The organism is Pseudomonas trivialis (assembly GCF_036864995.1).
Taxonomy (GTDB): domain Bacteria; phylum Pseudomonadota; class Gammaproteobacteria; order Pseudomonadales; family Pseudomonadaceae; genus Aquipseudomonas; species Aquipseudomonas trivialis.
This window is the reverse complement of the sequence record NZ_CP142151.1, coordinates 2,923,837-2,939,843: the sequence shown is the minus strand read 5'-3', so window position 1 is coordinate 2,939,843 and position 16,007 is coordinate 2,923,837. Positions and strand designations below refer to the sequence as shown.

Here is a 16,007-nt window from a genome sequence, read left to right as displayed (position 1 = left end):
AACAAGAACAGCGGTGAATAGCGATGAAGCAGGAGAAGACCCAGGTTGTCATCGTCGGCGGTGGCCCCAACGGGATCACGGCGGCGCATTACATGGGGGTGTACGGCATCGACTGCGTGGTCCTCGAACTGGCCGACGGCATCCTGCCGTATCCCCGCGCCGTGGGCATGGACGACGAAGCGTTGCGCGTGTTGCAGGGCATCGGCATGGCCGACCTGGCGGTGCGCGACATGATCTGCGACGTGCCGCTGCGCTATTACAACGCGCGCGGCGTGTGCTTTGCCGAGGTCAAGCCGAGTACCGCGCATTACGGCTGGCCGATGCGCAACATCTTCATGCAGCAGTTGCTCGAAGGCACCCTGCGTGAACACCTGGGCCGGCACGCCGGCGTCGAGCTGCGCCAGGGCCACGAATTGCTTGAGCTGACCCAGGATGAACAGGGCGTAACCCTGCAGGTGCGCGGAGCCGACGGCGAGGTCTATCAGTTGCAGGCTGACTACGTGATCGGTGCCGATGGCGGGCGCTCCACGGTGCGTAAACAACTGGGCATCGAGCTGCTCGGGTTGACCCACCCGCGCAAATGGGTGGTGGTCGACACCGCCAACGATACCCTCGATGCGCCGTTCACCGCACTGCATGCCGACCCGCAGCGGCCCTTCGTGTGTATCTATCTGCCTTACCAGCAGCGACGCTGGGAATTCATGCTGATGGAGGGCGAGGATGAGGCGAAGATGTGCGAAGAAGCGACCATTCGCCGGCTGATCCACGGGCACATCGGCGATGCGGTCAACGACCTCGATATCATCCGTATTCGCGCCTACACCCACCACTCGCGGGTCGCCGCGCGCTTTGTCGAAGGGCGTGTGGCGCTGGTCGGCGATGCGGCGCATATCTCTCCGCCCTGGGCCGGGCAGGGCCTCAACTCCGGCCTGCGCGACGTGGCCAACGTGGCGTGGAAACTCGCGGCGATCATCCAGGGCCGTGCGGCACCGTCGATCCTTGGCAGTTACGATCAGGAGCGCCGTGGCCACGCGACCGAACTGGTGGCCCTGGCCGACAACATGGGCGCCGTCCTCGGCTTGACCAACCCGCTGATGGCCGGTGTGCGCGACTGGCTGTTCCAGGCGGTCAACAGCGTCGACAACCTGCGTTCGCACTTGCTGGAGTTCAAGTTCAAACCCAAGGCCACCATCACCAAGGGCCTGGTCCACCACGAGCGCGCCGAGTTGCGCGAGGACGACCTGGTCGGCCAGTTGTTTATCCAGCCGTCCATTGAAGATGCCCAGGGCCAGCGCCGACGCCTCGACGAAATGCTCGGCGATGGCTATGCGGTGCTCGGGTATCGGGTGAATCCGCGTGAACACTTGAGCGCTGCCATGGCCGAGTATTGGGCCGGGTGGGGCACGCGTTTCATTCAGGTCAATCGTTCGCGCAGCGGTGTGGGACGCAACCAGCCGTTGACCGCCAGCGATGCCCTGAGTGTGGAGGACGTGGATAACCGCCTGGGTGAATGGTTCTCCAAGGTGCGTGATTGCATCGTGGTGGTGCGTCCGGACCGTTTTGTCGCCGCCATCACCACGCCTGAACGACTCGACGGCGTACTGCGCAAACTGGCGGAGCAACTGTCATGAGTGGCGTTAACGAGGTGCTCGCGCACTTGCAGCAGGCCGCGCGCACCGCCCAGGCCATTGCGCCGTTGCCGGCCGAGGCGCTCGACAAGCAGCAAGGCTACGCGCTGCTGCGCCGGGGCCTGGCACAACGCACGGCAGGCGGCGAGCGCCTGAGCGGCTGGAAAGTGGCGTTTGCCGGCCGCGCCGCGCAGGCGCGCTTTGGTCTCGATGAGCCGGTGTACGGCGCGCTTACCCAGGCCATGGTGGTGACGCCGGGCAGTGCGGTGGCGTGCGGGCGACTGATCCAGCCCAAGCTGGAGGTGGAATTGGCACTCGTCTTCGGGCAGACGCTGGCGCCGGGTAACTACAGCGACGCGCAAATTCTGGCGTCGATTGCCGAAGTGGCTCCAGCGTTCGAGATCGCCGACTGCCGCTGGCAAGGCTGGCAGTTCGGGCTTGGCGCGTTTCTGGCCGATAACGCCGCCGCAGGCCTTTACTGTGTGGGAGCGCGTGTGCCGTTCGACGTGGCACGGCATGCCTGCGTGGCCTATCGGCTGGAGCAGGGGGGCGTCTTGCTGGGCAGCGGCGACACCCAGGCGCGGGAGGACAGCCCGCTGTTCAACCTGTGCTGGCTGGTGCGACGCCTGTTGGCTGATGGGCATCCGGTGGAGGCCGGGCAGGTGGTGTTGTCCGGCGCGCTGCTGGCGCCGCTGGCGATAGAACCGGGAGCGTATCGTTTGCACATGCTTGGCACGGAACTGGCTTTGGATTTCCACGCCGGCATCGCGCCCGCGCCAACGTCCGCTGCCGTCATGGATGACTGAGCCCCGCTTCAGGCCAAAAACAATAAAAAGGCCGCCGAGGAATGACATTTATGTTTGCCGAAGTGCGCACCTTCAATGACTCCCAACAGCACGCCGGTTCGATTCAGGGCTGGCAGCAGGTCTACGACCAGCTCGGTCGCGGCTGCCTGAACAGCGAGCTGCGCCAGCTCTCCGGGGATCGTTTTCAGATTTTCCAGGAGGTGCTCGACAAGCGCGTCGTGCAGCATGGCCGCTCGCCCAAGGGCCGCCTGTGTGCGGCGATGTCGTTGGGCAGCCCGCCGGTGGTGCAGGGGCAGCAGGTGAGCGCACAGAGTGTGGTGCTGTTGCGCGATGCCGAAGAGTTTGTGCTGCATGCGCCCCAGGGCACGCATTTTTTTCGCTCAACGTCGATGCGGTACGCTTTGCCAAACTGGCGGCGTTCGAGTTGTCCGCCGAGCAGCTCAGGCGTTTGACCAGCGTGTCGGCGCTCAGTGTCGATGAAGCGTTACTGCTGCGCATCCGCCAACGCATCCACCCACTGTTTCGTCACTTTCTGGAACATGCGCACGCCATCAGCCCGGCCTCGGAGAAGATGCTGGAAGATGAGCTGCTCGGTGCGTTTCTCGATCTGTTCAGCCACGCCGGCGATGAAGTGCGCGGCCGACGCGGCAATTTCGCGGTCAGCGCGTACCTGGTCCGGCGCAGCCAGGAATTGATCATCGCCAGCGGCGATACGCCGTTGAGCATTCTGGATCTGTGCGAGCAACTGCGCGTGAGCCGCCGCACCCTGCAGAACAGTTTCCAGGCGGTGACCGACATGCGTCCGGTCGAGTACCTGCGCAACCTGCGCCTCAACGCAGTGCGGCGGCAGTTGATCGCGACGTCGGCGAGCGAGAAGAACGTCGGCGAGATTGCCGTGGCCATGGGCTTTTTTCACCTGAGCCACTTCGCAACGCATTACCGCGAGCTGTTTGGCGAGTCGCCCTCGGAAACGCGCCGGGCCTCGAGCTGAGGTGTTGCCCGGCCATCGGTACAGATCCGATGCACCGCAGTCCAGATGTGGGAGAGGGCTTGCTCCCGATAGCAGTGTGTCAGCACAAGAAGTCTCAACTGACCCGCCGCCATCGGGAGCAAGCCCCCTCCCACATTTTTGCCTGCGTTGTGTCAGTGGCAGAAGGTGAAGTGCTGCGCCAGGGCCATTGAAAAAATGCTGACTGACCCACCGCCAATCAAAGTGTGGGAGGGGGCTTGCTCCCGATAGCAGTGTGTCAGCCCAAGAAGTCTCAACTGACCCGCCGCCATCGGGAGCAAGCCCCCTCCCACATTTTGACTGTGCTGTGTCAGTAGCTGACCGTGAAATGCTGCGCCATAGCTATTGAAAAAATGCTCACTGACACACAGCCGATCAAGTGTGGGAGGGCTTGCTCCCGATAGCGGTGTATCAGCCAAAGAAGTTCACCTGACCCGCCGCCATCGGGAGCAAGCCCCCTCCCACATTTTGACTGTGCTGTGTCAGTAGCTGACCGTGAAATGCTGCGCCATAGCTATTGAAAAAATGCTCACTGACACACAGCCGATCAAGTGTGGGAGGGGGCTTGCTCCCACATTTGGATCGGATTCGGCCTGAGTTATTGGTCAGGCGCTCAAGCCAGTCCTGGGTCCACCCGCTTGCCGATGTCCTTGAGGCGCGCCAGTTGGTCGATCATCGACGGCGCCTCATCCAGGCAACTGACGAAAGTCCACAGGTAGGTCATCACCGCGTAGATATGCCCGGCCTTTATCGCAGGCGCCAACGCCAGTTGGCTGATGGCGACCACGAACAGCAGCGCCGAGACCACGCCGATACACAGGAAGGCCACGGCTTCACGGTCCGACAGCCGGATGCGCAGGCGCGAAAGCACATGGTAGTGACGGTGCAGGGTGTGTTCACCCACGGCTTCGACCAGGCCGATTTCCTTTTCCAGGCGATTGTTCAGGCGCTCGTGCAGACGCTGGTTGCGTCGCGCGAAACCGGGCATGACGGCGAGGCACAGCAGTAACGCCATCAGGCACGCCAGGCCGACCCACGGCTCGATCACCAACAGCATGCCGGCTGCGCCGATGATCGAGACCAGCGCGGTGGCGATGATCGGCACATGCTTTTCGAAGAAATCCACGAAGTCCCGCGCCAGCACTACCCGCGCCGCCGCCTTGGAGGTGCTGTGGCGTTGCAGGCGCTGGTTGAGAATCACCGGCACGGCAAGGTCTGCGTAGATGCGCGTGAAGGTGCGCGTGTCCAGTGCCCGGCGCGCCGCGCCCACCACCCAGAACCCGAGCACCACGCCGGCATACAGCAACGCACTGGCGGCATCGCCACGGATGATCGAGTCCACCGCAAAGCCTGCGAACAGCGGGTAGGCCAGCAGCAATGCGTTCTCCAGCGCAACCAGCGACAAGGTTGCGAACAACTTGCCGGGGTAGGCCCGGGCTATGGCCTTGAGGGTCTGGCTGGCGGATTGCTGGGCGAGTTTTTCACTGGCTACGATCAGGATCGGCGGTGTGACGGAGGGCATGGGGCACCTGTGGAGCTCATTGGGTATTTCAGCGGGTGCCGATGATGCCTGGCAAGCGTGCAGGGTCAGTGAAGGAATCATGGAGAACGCATGGAGGACGCAAACATGCTGCCTGCCCAATCTCCATCGGCTTGGCGAACACCAAATACAACGGCTGCACACCCGAGTCAGTTGCAAACGAAATAATTGTATTCTGCCAAGTCACCTCCTCAGCTTCCCGACTTGGGTAGTGGTTGATTGCCGAACTTGCCCCACTGCAATCGGATGACCGAAAAAAGTGCCTGGCGTGGAATCAGGCGCGGTCAATCGTGGTCCATGTCAACCAAAGTGAACGCTAAGCCACATACGGATTTATCGGGTAGGTACTGCGCAGCGACCCTCGCGTTCGATCAATCATGGTGATAGGGTGCCGGAAAACAGGGGCTAGTTCAGGCCATCCCTAGAGCTAGCCAAAAATATTGGCTTTTTCAAGGCACAAAAATTTCTGCTTCAGAAGAGACATCCATGCGTTGGCATATCTCGGACAGGGATACTAATGCCCCGCCTGATAACTGAAAATAAATACTTTCTATCTCTTGGGTATCGTCGAGTAATATAGACATTCTTATGTCTTCGCCTGCATATTTCTTTATTCCGGAATGCTCTTCTAGAAAATTAAGTTTCAGAGTTCCTATTAAGTAATTGCCAATATTTTTAGATAGACGCTCAGAACTTTCAAACTCCCAGCCATCCTCTCCAAGGATCTTGGTGGCCCCGATTGGGACTACAAATGCGGCTTTATATTGTTTAGTCATTAAATTACTCCCAAATTTCGACTGGAATTTTTTCAATACCCGCTTTTTTTGCTGCTGCTGCCCTATGGTGTCCGTCCTGGATTTCCATTCGCCCTGTGCTGGGATTCCTCCAAACATCAACTGGATGATTTGGGTCGAAGCCATTTATTTCCATATCTTTCGCGAGGCGCTTAATCTGTGACCCGGACATCTCGGACTTGGATTGCGTTGGAATCAGATTGCCAGGTTTCTCATATGATCTCCTCGGCTTGAGATCCTTTGGAGAACTAGTATCCGAGCGAGGTGACGGCGCTGAGGCTGGTCTTTCTTGTGAACCCATTGCTCCTTTGTGCGCTTCAGCCTTTTGCAAGTCCGGTCTACCCTTCAACGCATCTTCATGCTCAACCAACCACTGGCCAATTCTTGCGCCTTTCGGACTGGCTCGCATCTCTTGGGCTAACCTGCCAGCGTTACCTCGACCACGAGTCAAGTATTCAACAATAGCGCCCAGCAACAGAATGACGACTTCAACGTGGCCTAGCGCGATGTTATGGGCCGCGCAGCTAACCGCCAGGGGATCATCTTGGCTGAAGGGAGTTAAACCTTCCTCACCTCGTGTTCCTTCCCATGCAGCTTTAATTCCTGTCAAGTAATACCCGCCAATGCGCGGCAATCCTTCGACGAAGAACTCTGCAATAGACTGCAGGCCAAGCATCCCCAGTATCCAGCTGCTGACCTGCAATCCCATGGTAGCACCAGCAGCCCCCATGGGAACGGCGCCAGCACCGCCGAAGAATGCGCCCACGCCGGCACCGATTGCACCTCCGGCCAACGTACTGCCCGCGACGATCATTGCCATCTGAGTAACGACATCGATCAGGTCTTTGAGGATGATGGAAATGTCGAGATCGGCGAAACGTCGGCGAAGTAGTTCACTCGCTTTCCATTCAGCCTGATGAAACGCAGAGCGGACGCTTGCAACGCGACGGATATTGAGGCTAAGGGAGGGGGCAGGTTCACCCCAATGGTTTCGATGCTGGGCACCACCCTGGTAGCCCATCTCGTCCCTTATCCGATCTTCAATTTGCTGCCACGAGGGCACGATATGCCATAAAAACATTCAATGTCTCCCTGACAATTTGCCTGCTTGAGGGGGCAATAGTCCGCTTTTGGGTCTAGATAAATTACCGGCAAACGGTATTGCAACATCGCCTGGAAAGGTACTTAAGGATGTGCTGACGCAAAAGGCCGATAAGATTGAAAAAGTTCTGCCGCATCGGGAGGTGCATGGCAGATCTGCGCTAAATTTGGTCCATGTACGCTTACGTTTTGCGAGCGTATAGGCTCGCACACCGCAGTGGTGTTGAGTTGTGTAAAGGGATCGCGCCGCCAGGGCGGCAAGGAATGATGCTAAGGGCTGTGAGAAAGCCAAACAACTGGCCGTTCGGCTAGGTATTGGTAAAAACCGAAATTTCCGACAAGGTTAGTGGGTGCCCGCGAACCGGTTTAACTCTGGGAGCGGGTATGTTGAGGAAGGGCAGGGTTTCAGGCGAAACGGATGCGCTCGTTGTAGGCGTTCTGCAGCATTTTGCGCTGGTACTCGCAGGGCGTGGTGCTGACGAGCTTCTTGAAGTCGCGCAGGAAGTGCGACTGATCGGAAAAGCCCAGGTCCAGCGCCAGGTCCGAGAACGACACGTCGCGCTGGTTGTTCAGCGTGTCCAGGGCGGCCTGGCAGCGAATGATGCGGAAGAAAGTCTTGGGCGACACGCCGGTGTCCTGGCTGAACTGGCGATGAATCGTGCGGCTGGTGTAGCCACTGAGGTCTTCCAGGTGCTGGATGCGCAGGTCGCCGCGATGGGCCAGCGCCTGCTGGATAACGATGGCGGTCAGCTTCGAGGTGCGGCCCATCAGGCGCGGGGCCAGGTAGTCGTTGAACAGCTTGATCTGGTCCTGCAGCAGCGGAGCGTTGACGATGTTCTCGAAAATGCTCTGGGCAAATGCCGACACTTGCAGCAGATCCCATTCCTGTTCGGTCAGGTCCTCGGCCATGACATTGATGAAACCTGGAATGACCCCCGGCGCAAAGCGTACGCCAAAGTAATGATGGCCCTGAAGCAGTTCGACCCGCTGCGCTTGCAGCGGCGTACCGCAGATCTTCACGCTGGGGCGCGTGGCATCGCAGTCGAACACGATGTCCACGCAGCCATCCGGCACCGCCAGCAGGTCAGCCGAGTGGGCGACGTCGAAGGCGTAGAAATGCGAAATCGCCGGGTGTTCGCAAGGCACTACCGAATACCGCGACGAGTTGAGCACGAACCACGGTTGTTCATAAGCGGTGTGCCGCCGTACGGGCGGTGAACACAGGTTGAGCATGACCGGACCTTACCAGGGAAATAGGCGGGAATATTCACGCACTTATCGCGCCAACTCCTGACTGTGCGCCGAACCGTGATGTCCGAAATTTACAATACCGCCGACCAACGCAGCCCGATACTCGACCTCGATAGCGTGGGAGCAGCGCCTACCGCAGCGGTATCTCTTTGAGTCGAGAATAATAATGGTCACTAGTGCAAAAATAGATTTCATCTACTTGTCCGAGCAGGACATGATCCGCGCCGGCGTGACCGACATGCTCGCTTGTGTGAATACCATGGAGGAAATGTTCGGCCTTCTGTACAGCGGCGACTACCGCATGGCCGGGCCGAACAACGATTCCCATGGCGCGATGGTGATTTTCCCGAAGGATTCGCCGTTCCCCAACATGCCCAAACCCACCGCCGACCGTCGCATGATGGCGATGCCGGCCTACCTGGGCGGCAACTTCTGCACCGCAGGCGTGAAATGGTACGGCTCCAACATCGCCAACCGCGAGAAAGGCCTGCCGCGCTCGATTCTGATGTTCACCCTCAATGACCCTGACACCGGCGCCCCTTTGGCGCACATGTCCGCCAACCTGTTGTCGGCGTATCGCACCGGTGCGATCCCTGGCGTCGGCGCGCGCCACCTGGCCCGCAAGGACTCCAAAGTGGTCGACCTGCTCGGCCCGGGCGTGATGGGCAAGACCACGCTCGCCGCGTTCATCGCCGTTTGCCCGCATATCGACACCTTGAAAATCAAGGGTCGTGGCGAGAAAAGCCTGAATGACTTTCTGGGCTGGGTGAAGCAAACCTACCCGCAGATCACCACGATTAGTGTGGTCGACAGCCTTGAAGAGGTGGTCCGTGATTCCGACCTTGTTACTTATTGTAGCTCCGGTGAGACAGGCGACCCCTCGAACTACCCAATTGTGAAACGCGAGTGGGTCAAGCCAGGCTGCTTCATGGCGATGCCCGCCTCCTGCTCGCTGGACGAGGGCATGGAGCGCGCCGACGTGCGCAAGGTGCTGGACAACACCGGCCTTTACGAAGCCTGGTTCGACGAACTGCCCAAGCCTGCGCACCACTGCGTGCCGGTGATTGGTGTGCGGTTCATGGACATGATCGCCGAAGGCACGATGCAGCGCGAAGAGCTGGAAGACATCGGCAAGATCGTCGCCGGCCATGCCCAGGGCCGCCGCAACGATGACGAGATCATCATCATGTCGGTCGGCGGCATGCCGGTCGAGGACGTGGCGTGGGGCACGGTGGTGTACCGCAATGCGATCAAACAGGGCATCGGCGTGAAGCTGAACCTGTGGGAAACCCCTGAGCTGCGCTGAACCACTCCTTACCCAACTGAAGAGACCTTCGACATGACAAAAATCATCAAGCTCAAGACTGGTTCGCCGTTCGAAGACCAGGCCAGCTATTCGCGCCTGGTAGTGGTGGACAACTGGATCTACGTCTCCAATACCGCCGGCCGTAATCCGCAGACCAAACTGATCCCCGAAGACGTTCTGGAGCAGACGCACCAGGTGTTTGCCAACATCGAGTCGGCCTTGAAGGCAGTCGATGCCAGCCTGGCCGATGTGGTGTGCTCGCGGGTGTTCATCCAGGACCCCAGGGACGTGCCGGCGGTGATGGGGCTGATCGGCGAGAAGTTTCGCGGCGTCGACCCGGCGAGTACCGTGACCTGCCCGCCGCTGGGCTCGACGGTCTACAAGGTGGAACTGGAGGTGACGGCTTACCGTAACGCCTCCAACGCTCAAGTCGAAGTGATTCGCCTGGCGCAGTAACCCGTTATGCGGCCGTGCATTCGCGCGGCTGACCTTTCCTGTTTTGCGAGTCTTGATCATGGCCCCGACTATTGCGCCCGTGAACACGTCCACCGAATTTCCCTCCGCGACCGGCGTTGTCATCATCGGCGGCGGGATCATTGGCTTGACCGCCGCGCTGGCACTGGCTGAGCGCAATATTGCGGTGGTGGTCCTGGAAAAGGGCCGTATCGCCGGCGAGCAGTCCTCGCGCAACCTGGGCTGGGTACGCAAGACCAGCCGTCACGCCCATGACATCCCGCTGGCGCTGGCCGCCGACCGCCTGTGGGCGCAAATGCCTGGACGGGTCGGCGCGGATGTGGGGTATCGGCAAGAGGGCATTATGTTCGTCGCCCGCAACGAGACGCAGATGGCGATGCATGAAGGCTGGCTTAAATCGGTCGAGCATCTGTCCCTGGACTCGCAGTTGCTCAGTCATCGCGAAATCGCGCAGCGCGTGCCGGGTGGCCAGGGCGAGTGGGCCGGCGGGATCTACACCGCGTCCGACGCCCGCGCCGAACCGACCCTGGCCAGCAGCGCGATCGCCAGGGCGGCCATGGCCCTGGGCGTAGTGATCATCGAGCACTGCGCAGTGCGCACGCTGCAGATGTCGGCCGGCAAGGTGAGCGGCGTGGTCACTGAAAAAGGCGAAATCCGCTGCGACCAGGTGTTGCTCGCCGGCGGCATGTGGTCGCGGCGCTTTTTGGGCAACCTCGGCCTGTCATTGCCGACCCTGGCCCTGACCTGCTCGGTGATGCGTACCCATCCGATGCAAGGCCCCACCGAAATCGCCGTGGGCGCGCCGGACTTTTCGTTTCGCAAACACAAGGACGGCGGCTTCATCATCACCCAGCGCGGCAAGCTGGATGCGTTCCTGACCCTTGATCACCTGCTGCTGGCCAAACAATACATGCCCCAATTCCGAGCGCAGCGCAGCGTGTTGAACGTGTCCCTGGGCAAATACTTCTTCAACGACCTGGCCCTGTCGCGACGCTGGTCGGCCGACAGCATCAGCCCGTTCGAACGCGTGCGCACCCAGGACCCGGCCGCCAACCCACGCCTTAACAACGACGCGATGAACAACCTCAAAGCCGCCTGGCCGGTGTTCGAGCAAGCCCGAATCGCCCAGGCCTGGGCCGGCACCATCGACGTCACCCCGGACTCCAACCCGGTCATCGGCCCCGTCGAAAAAATCCCCGGCCTCACGGTCGCCACCGGTTTCTCCGGCCACGGCTTCGGCACCTCACCGGCCGCCGGCCAACTGGCCGCCGACCTCATCAGCGGCCACCCCCATCATCGACCCAAGCCCATACCGCTTCGACCGTTTCTAACCAATCCAGCCGTTGATCTGGCTCTTGATCTTGATCTTGATCTCAGGCGCCCCGTCAACCACGCTGGCCGCACGCAGGCTTGAATCCGTGGGTAACCCGGCAGGACGCCGGGTTAGCCGCACTGGGCCATGGATGGCCCATTGCGGCGGCCCACGGATTCAAGCCTGCGTGCGGGCACACCGAGCCTGAGCGAGGTGCCGAGTGGTGGGGCAAGAGCCTTTTGGTTACTTTTGGGCTCTTTCCAAAAGTGACCCGCCGTAAGGGCGGAACCAATCTGAGCCGTCACCCCAGAAACGGATATGTACACCGTCAGCCCGCTATCGCAGGCAAGCCAGCTCCCACATTAAACCCACGGCGGACCCACCCAATGCCCCCAACCAGCAGCTTCTTCACCAACCGCACCGGCCTAAACCTGCACATCCTGCGCTGGGGCCACCCAAGCGGCACACCCCTGGTCCTGCTCCACGGCCTGCGCGCCTACGCACAAACCTGGGAATCACTGGTCAAGGCGCTCGGCCCCACCTACTGCGTCTACGCCCTGGACCAACGCGGCCGCGGCCTGAGCGACTGGGCACCGCCCGCCAGCTACCACACACAGTCCTACGTAGACGACCTGCAGGACTTCGTCGTCCACGCCGGCCTGCAGCGTTTCATCCTGCTGGGCCACTCCCTGGGCGGCGCCAACGCCCTCGAGTACGCCCGACAAAACCCCGGCCGCCTGACGGGCCTGATCATCGAAGACATCGGCCCCGGCTCCTCCAGCCAGGGGGACGGCGCCGCGCGCATCCGTCGCGAGATGAACCAGACCCCGCTGCAGTTCGACAACTGGGACGCCGCCCGCGCGTTCTGGCAGACCTCACGCCCCGGCTTGTCGGAGCAGGGCCTGGCCTCCCGGCTGGCACACTCGATGAAAGAAAGTGCCGGCGTGATCACCTGGCGCCACGATCAGCAAGGTATCGCCGAGGCACGCCTGAGTATCGAGCCCACCGACCTGTGGCCGGCGGTGCGCGCCCTGGATTGCCCGACGCTGTTCATTCGCGGCGCGCGCTCGGATTTCCTGCCAGCAGCCACGCTGCAAGCCATGTGCGACAGCAACGCGATGGTGCGCACCGCCGAAGTCGCGGACGCCAGCCACTATGTGCACGACGATCAGGCCGAGACGTTCAACCGGCTGGTCATCGCGTTCCTTGATGACCTGTTGGACGTCTAGGTCTTTTTTCCGCCCTGGTTACGCGACTGCCGGGAACGGTGCAGCCATCCGCGCTACAGCGAGCGCTGCCGTCAGGGTGCGGCAGCCAGGCCAGGTGCGGGCGCCAGCGGCAGAACAGGCGATAGCCAATGTTGAGCAGCGGCCGGGTCAGGCGCCATGACAACGGTGCGGCCCAGGCACCCAGGCCCGCTGCCCGCCAGCTCCAGAGCGTCGCGTCGAGGCCGGTGACCCAGGTTCCATCGGCGAACCTGGCGTGCAGTGACGAGGCCATGTCCGCCGCGGTTAACCCCAGGCGCGTCGCGTCGAACGCCTCAGCGCTGATGTCAACGAACAGCAGGCGATCCGGCGTGGCCCTGGCACTGAGCAGCTTGATCTCGCGCGCACAAAGTGGGCAATCGCCATCAAAGTAAAGGGTCAGGGGCCATTGGGTTTTCTTGTACAAAATTTATCGCTCTGTATAAGTTATTTGACACGATAGGCGCAAAGAATCGTACTTGCAACGTGCGCCGACATTCCATCAGCCGCTTTTGCACGGGGCCTCAATAAGCTGCCGACCTTGCCGATAGCGTGGGTATGACCCAAGAGGCGCTGCCCTATGTTCAACTCCAAAATCAAGCAACAGCTCAATGTCCAGGCTGCCGAGCTGGCCCAACTGCGCCAACTGCGCGACGGCCTGAACCATGAAATGCTGACGTTGAGTATCGATCCGACGTTTAAAATCACCGCCTGCAACGACAACTTTGCCCATGCCCTGGGCTACACCCCGGAGCAGCTTCTGGGGCGGGCGATGACCGATATCGTTCCGCAGTACGTTTCCAGGCTGCCGTGCTATCAGAACTTTCGCGCCGCCGTTGCCGCCGGCAAGTCGATCACGGACGAGTACCGCTACCTGCATGCGGACGGCTCGCTGGTGTGGATTCATGCCCATTGGCAGCCCATCACCGATATGAGTGGCAGTTTGAGCCACGTCACTTGCTACGCGACCAACATCACTTCCCGCCTGGAAAAAGCTTCGGAAAACACCTCTTTCATCGATGCCTTGCTGCGCTCGACGGCGGTGATCGAGTTTGATCTCTCCGGGCATGTGCTGATGGCCAACGAACAGTTCCTCAAGGCGATGGGCTACAACCTGGGCCAGGCCAAAGGCAGTCATCACCGTATTTTCTGCAAGCCGCAAGACGTTGCGTCGCAGCAGTACAAGGATTTCTGGGCCACCTTGAACAAGGGCGAGTTTGTCGGCGGCCGCTTTGAGCGTATCGACAGTCGCGGTCAGACGGTATGGCTGGAAGCGACCTACAACCCGGTGTATGACACCGAAGGCACGCTGTGCAAGGTGGTGAAGTTCGCCACGGTGGTCACCGACCAGGTGGCCCGCGAACAACAGGTCAGTGAGGCGGCCCAGACCGCCTTTGAAATCTCCCGACAGACCGATGTGACGGCCCAGCGCGGCGCTGTGGTGGTCAATGACACGATGCATACCATGCGCAAGGTTTCGGTGGACATGCAGGCGGCTTCCGGCGGCGTCGAAGCCCTTGGCAAGCAGTCGCTGTTGATCAGCTCGATCATCCAGACCATCAGCAGCATCGCCCAGCAAACCAACCTGCTGGCGTTGAACGCGGCCATCGAAGCGGCGCGCGCGGGCGAGCAGGGTCGAGGCTTTGCCGTGGTGGCCGATGAGGTTCGCCAATTGGCCGGACGCACCAGCACGGCCACCGAAGAGATCGCCTCGGTGGTGTTGCAGAACCAGAAGCTGGTGGATGAGACGGTTGCCGAAATGGCCAACAGCAAATCCCAGGCCGAGCAGGGCCTGGAGCTGGCCACGCAGGCGGGCCAGGTGATTGTCGAGATTCAGGACGGCGCCAAGCGGGTGGTGGATGCCGTGGGCAGGTTTGCCACGCAGGTAGGCTAGCGGCCTAGCGGCCAGGCACAGGGTCGCACTCCGCGGCGTTTTCATGGTCCATGGAAAACGCACCACTGCCCCGGAGGTGAACCTTGGCAAAAAAGAACACGCCCGTGGTCGACAGTGTCGCTGTGGCGACGCTGTCCTCCCACCGCAAAGACCTCTTCTTGGCAGCCATGGAAGCCAGCCACAGCGCGATGATCGTGACCGACCCCGCGCAGCCCGACAACCCGATCATCTTTGCCAACCAGGCCTTTGTGAACCTGACCGGCTTTGAACAGGACGAAATCATCGGACGCAACTGCAGGTTCCTGCAGGGCCCCGAAACCGACAAGGGCACCCTTGCGCACGCGCAGCGGGCGATCGAGCGCCACCATGAAGTCTGTGTGGAGGTGCTCAATTACCGTAAGGACGGCTCGACGTTCTGGAATGAAATCTTCATCGCGCCGCTGTTCAACGAAGCGGGGCAACTGGTGTACTTCTTTGCGTCACAGCTGGACGTGAGCCGCCGCCACGACGCCGAGCAGCGCCTGCGTGGCGCCCAGGACATGGAAGCGCTGGGACAACTGACCGGCGGCATCGCCCACGATTTCAATAACCTGCTGCAGGTGATGGTTGGCTATCTCGACTTGATCCAGCAGAGCGCGAAGCGCCCCGACGGCGACCTGCAGCGCATCTTCAAGAGCGCCGGTCGTGCCAGGGCGGCGGCTGAAAAAGCACAGACATTGACGCAACAGTTGCTGGCATTTTCGCGCAAACAGCGGCTCGACAGTCGCGTGATCAATCTGAACTGCCTGCTCACCCGGCCCGATTTCATGCGGCGTGCCGTGCATGACGCCAATGTGCAGATGGACCTCGCGCCGAACCTGTGGAACTGCCGCATCGACCCTGCCCAGGCAGAGCTGGCGGTGCAGCACCTGTTATCGAACGCACAGGATGCGCTGGAGGGGTGCGTCGAGCCGATGATCAGCCTCACGACCTGCAACGTGGAGTCGCCTGAAAACGGGGTGCCCGAGGGCCGATACGTCAGCCTGTCGGTGACCGACAATGGCAACGGCATAGAGCCGGGCATACAGGAAAAAATCATCGAGCCGTTCTTTACCACCAAGGAGGAGGGCAAGGGCTCGGGACTGGGGCTGTCGATGGTGTACGGGTTCGTCAAGCAATCGGGCGGGGCTGCGCGGATCCGCTCGTCCCCGGGCGCCGGAACGACGATACGGCTCTACTTTCCAGCCGACGACAGCCAGCCCTGGGTCGAACAGCCGCCGTCTGACATTACCTCGTTGCGAGGCAGCGAGCACATCCTGATCGTGGAGGACCGACCCGAAGTGGCCGAGCTGGTCCAGGTGATATTGACTGACTATGGGTACCGGACCGAGATCGCGACCCATGCCGAGCAGGCGTTGGCGATGCTGGAGAACGCGCGTTACGACCTGGTGTTCAGTGACCTGATCATGCCGGGCGCCATGAACGGCGCGGCACTGGCCCGTGAGGTTGCCCGGCTGTACCCGCATACCCGCGTATTACTTACCACGGGCTACGCGAAAGACTCGCTGGAACGCGCGGATATACAGGTGAATGAGTTCGAGCTGCTGCCCAAACCCTATCAGCCGCAGGACCTGCCGAGGAAAATCCGCACGATGCTCGACGACTAGCG

At 61.1% G+C, this 16,007-nt stretch carries 12 protein-coding genes and 3 pseudogenes; 10 read left to right on the top strand and 5 right to left on the bottom strand.

The genetic code is table 11. From position 1 onward, the window contains the following. Positions 1 to 23: 23 nt before the first annotated feature. The 3 genes and pseudogenes from VRB54_RS12695 (at position 24) to VRB54_RS12685 (ending at position 3,425) form a co-directional block, all read left to right on the top strand. The gene (locus VRB54_RS12695; RefSeq protein ID WP_338477470.1) at positions 24 to 1,631 is read left to right on the top strand and encodes a bifunctional 3-(3-hydroxy-phenyl)propionate/3-hydroxycinnamic acid hydroxylase; all 1,608 of its coding nucleotides are present in this window, start codon (positions 24 to 26) and stop codon (positions 1,629 to 1,631) included. Then, the gene (locus VRB54_RS12690; RefSeq protein WP_338477469.1) at positions 1,628 to 2,434 is read left to right on the top strand and encodes a 2-keto-4-pentenoate hydratase; all 807 of its coding nucleotides are present in this window, start codon (positions 1,628 to 1,630) and stop codon (positions 2,432 to 2,434) included. Before VRB54_RS12695 ends, VRB54_RS12690 begins: the two co-directional genes overlap by 4 nt. Before the next feature lie 50 nt (positions 2,435 to 2,484). Next, positions 2,485 to 3,425: pseudogene (locus VRB54_RS12685) on the top strand (helix-turn-helix domain-containing protein). 631 nt (positions 3,426 to 4,056) lie between these two features. Here VRB54_RS12685 and VRB54_RS12680 read toward each other — a convergent pair. From VRB54_RS12680 to VRB54_RS12665, 4 genes are all read right to left on the bottom strand, one after another. Beyond that, complete coding sequence (locus VRB54_RS12680) at positions 4,057 to 4,965, bottom strand: ABC transporter six-transmembrane domain-containing protein (RefSeq protein WP_338477468.1); 909 nt, start codon at positions 4,963 to 4,965, stop codon at positions 4,057 to 4,059. Positions 4,966 to 5,432: 467 nt separating this feature from the next. Then, entirely contained in the window at positions 5,433 to 5,759 is a 327-nt protein-coding gene (locus VRB54_RS12675; protein ID WP_338477467.1) for a hypothetical protein, read from the bottom strand. Positions 5,760 to 5,763: 4 nt separating this feature from the next. Then, positions 5,764 to 6,858: a DUF6861 domain-containing protein gene (locus VRB54_RS12670; RefSeq protein ID WP_338477466.1), complete on the bottom strand. Its 1,095-nt coding sequence runs from the start codon at positions 6,856 to 6,858 to the stop codon at positions 5,764 to 5,766. A gap of 425 nt (positions 6,859 to 7,283) precedes the next feature. Then, positions 7,284 to 8,111, bottom strand: a complete 828-nt coding sequence (locus VRB54_RS12665) for a helix-turn-helix domain-containing protein (RefSeq protein ID WP_338477465.1) — start codon at positions 8,109 to 8,111, stop codon at positions 7,284 to 7,286. Positions 8,112 to 8,295: 184 nt separating this feature from the next. Between VRB54_RS12665 and VRB54_RS12660 the strand changes: the two genes are divergently transcribed. The 4 genes and pseudogenes from VRB54_RS12660 (at position 8,296) to VRB54_RS12645 (ending at position 12,450) form a co-directional block, all read left to right on the top strand. After that, positions 8,296 to 9,435, top strand: coding sequence for a tyramine oxidase subunit B (locus tag VRB54_RS12660; protein WP_338477464.1), 1,140 nt, complete (start codon positions 8,296 to 8,298; stop codon positions 9,433 to 9,435). A 33-nt stretch (positions 9,436 to 9,468) separates the two neighbouring features. Continuing rightward, positions 9,469 to 9,891: a RidA family protein gene (locus VRB54_RS12655; protein WP_209982363.1), complete on the top strand. Its 423-nt coding sequence runs from the start codon at positions 9,469 to 9,471 to the stop codon at positions 9,889 to 9,891. A gap of 58 nt (positions 9,892 to 9,949) precedes the next feature. After that, positions 9,950 to 11,240, top strand: a pseudogene (locus tag VRB54_RS12650) (NAD(P)/FAD-dependent oxidoreductase). Positions 11,241 to 11,607: 367 nt separating this feature from the next. Continuing rightward, entirely contained in the window at positions 11,608 to 12,450 is an 843-nt protein-coding gene (locus VRB54_RS12645; protein ID WP_338477462.1) for an alpha/beta hydrolase, read from the top strand. Here the strand turns inward: VRB54_RS12645 and VRB54_RS12640 are convergent. Continuing rightward, complete coding sequence (locus VRB54_RS12640; RefSeq protein ID WP_338477461.1) at positions 12,416 to 12,892, bottom strand: DUF393 domain-containing protein; 477 nt, start codon at positions 12,890 to 12,892, stop codon at positions 12,416 to 12,418. The genes VRB54_RS12645 and VRB54_RS12640 overlap by 35 nt on opposite strands. Positions 12,893 to 13,045: 153 nt before the next feature. Between VRB54_RS12640 and VRB54_RS24605 the strand changes: the two are divergent. The 3 genes and pseudogenes from VRB54_RS24605 to VRB54_RS12630 all read left to right on the top strand — a co-directional run. After that, a pseudogene (locus tag VRB54_RS24605) lies at positions 13,046 to 13,822 on the top strand (PAS domain-containing protein); the annotation flags it as partial. Between the two features lie 99 nt (positions 13,823 to 13,921). After that, a complete protein-coding gene (locus VRB54_RS24600) occupies positions 13,922 to 14,359 on the top strand; it encodes a methyl-accepting chemotaxis protein (RefSeq protein WP_373460625.1) in 438 nt (145 codons plus the stop codon). Between the two features lie 83 nt (positions 14,360 to 14,442). Further along, positions 14,443 to 16,005, top strand: a complete 1,563-nt coding sequence (locus VRB54_RS12630; protein WP_338477459.1) for a histidine kinase famiy protein — start codon at positions 14,443 to 14,445, stop codon at positions 16,003 to 16,005. Positions 16,006 to 16,007 lie beyond the last annotated feature (2 nt).

Bases quoted from the DNA above. Each gene is read 5' to 3' on its own strand.
- VRB54_RS12645 (WP_338477462.1), top strand. From the start codon at position 11,608: ATGCCCCCAACCAGCAGCTTCTTCACCAACCGCACCGGCCTAAACCTG.
- VRB54_RS12675 (WP_338477467.1), bottom strand. From the start codon at position 5,759: ATGACTAAACAATATAAAGCCGCATTTGTAGTCCCAATCGGGGCCACC.
- VRB54_RS12665 (WP_338477465.1), bottom strand. From the start codon at position 8,111: ATGCTCAACCTGTGTTCACCGCCCGTACGGCGGCACACCGCTTATGAA.
- VRB54_RS12695 (WP_338477470.1), top strand. From the start codon at position 24: ATGAAGCAGGAGAAGACCCAGGTTGTCATCGTCGGCGGTGGCCCCAAC.
- VRB54_RS12670 (WP_338477466.1), bottom strand. From the start codon at position 6,858: ATGTTTTTATGGCATATCGTGCCCTCGTGGCAGCAAATTGAAGATCGG.
- VRB54_RS12660 (WP_338477464.1), top strand. From the start codon at position 8,296: ATGGTCACTAGTGCAAAAATAGATTTCATCTACTTGTCCGAGCAGGAC.
- VRB54_RS24600 (WP_373460625.1), top strand. From the start codon at position 13,922: ATGCATACCATGCGCAAGGTTTCGGTGGACATGCAGGCGGCTTCCGGC.
- VRB54_RS12690 (WP_338477469.1), top strand. From the start codon at position 1,628: ATGAGTGGCGTTAACGAGGTGCTCGCGCACTTGCAGCAGGCCGCGCGC.
- VRB54_RS12680 (WP_338477468.1), bottom strand. From the start codon at position 4,965: ATGCCCTCCGTCACACCGCCGATCCTGATCGTAGCCAGTGAAAAACTC.
- VRB54_RS12655 (WP_209982363.1), top strand. From the start codon at position 9,469: ATGACAAAAATCATCAAGCTCAAGACTGGTTCGCCGTTCGAAGACCAG.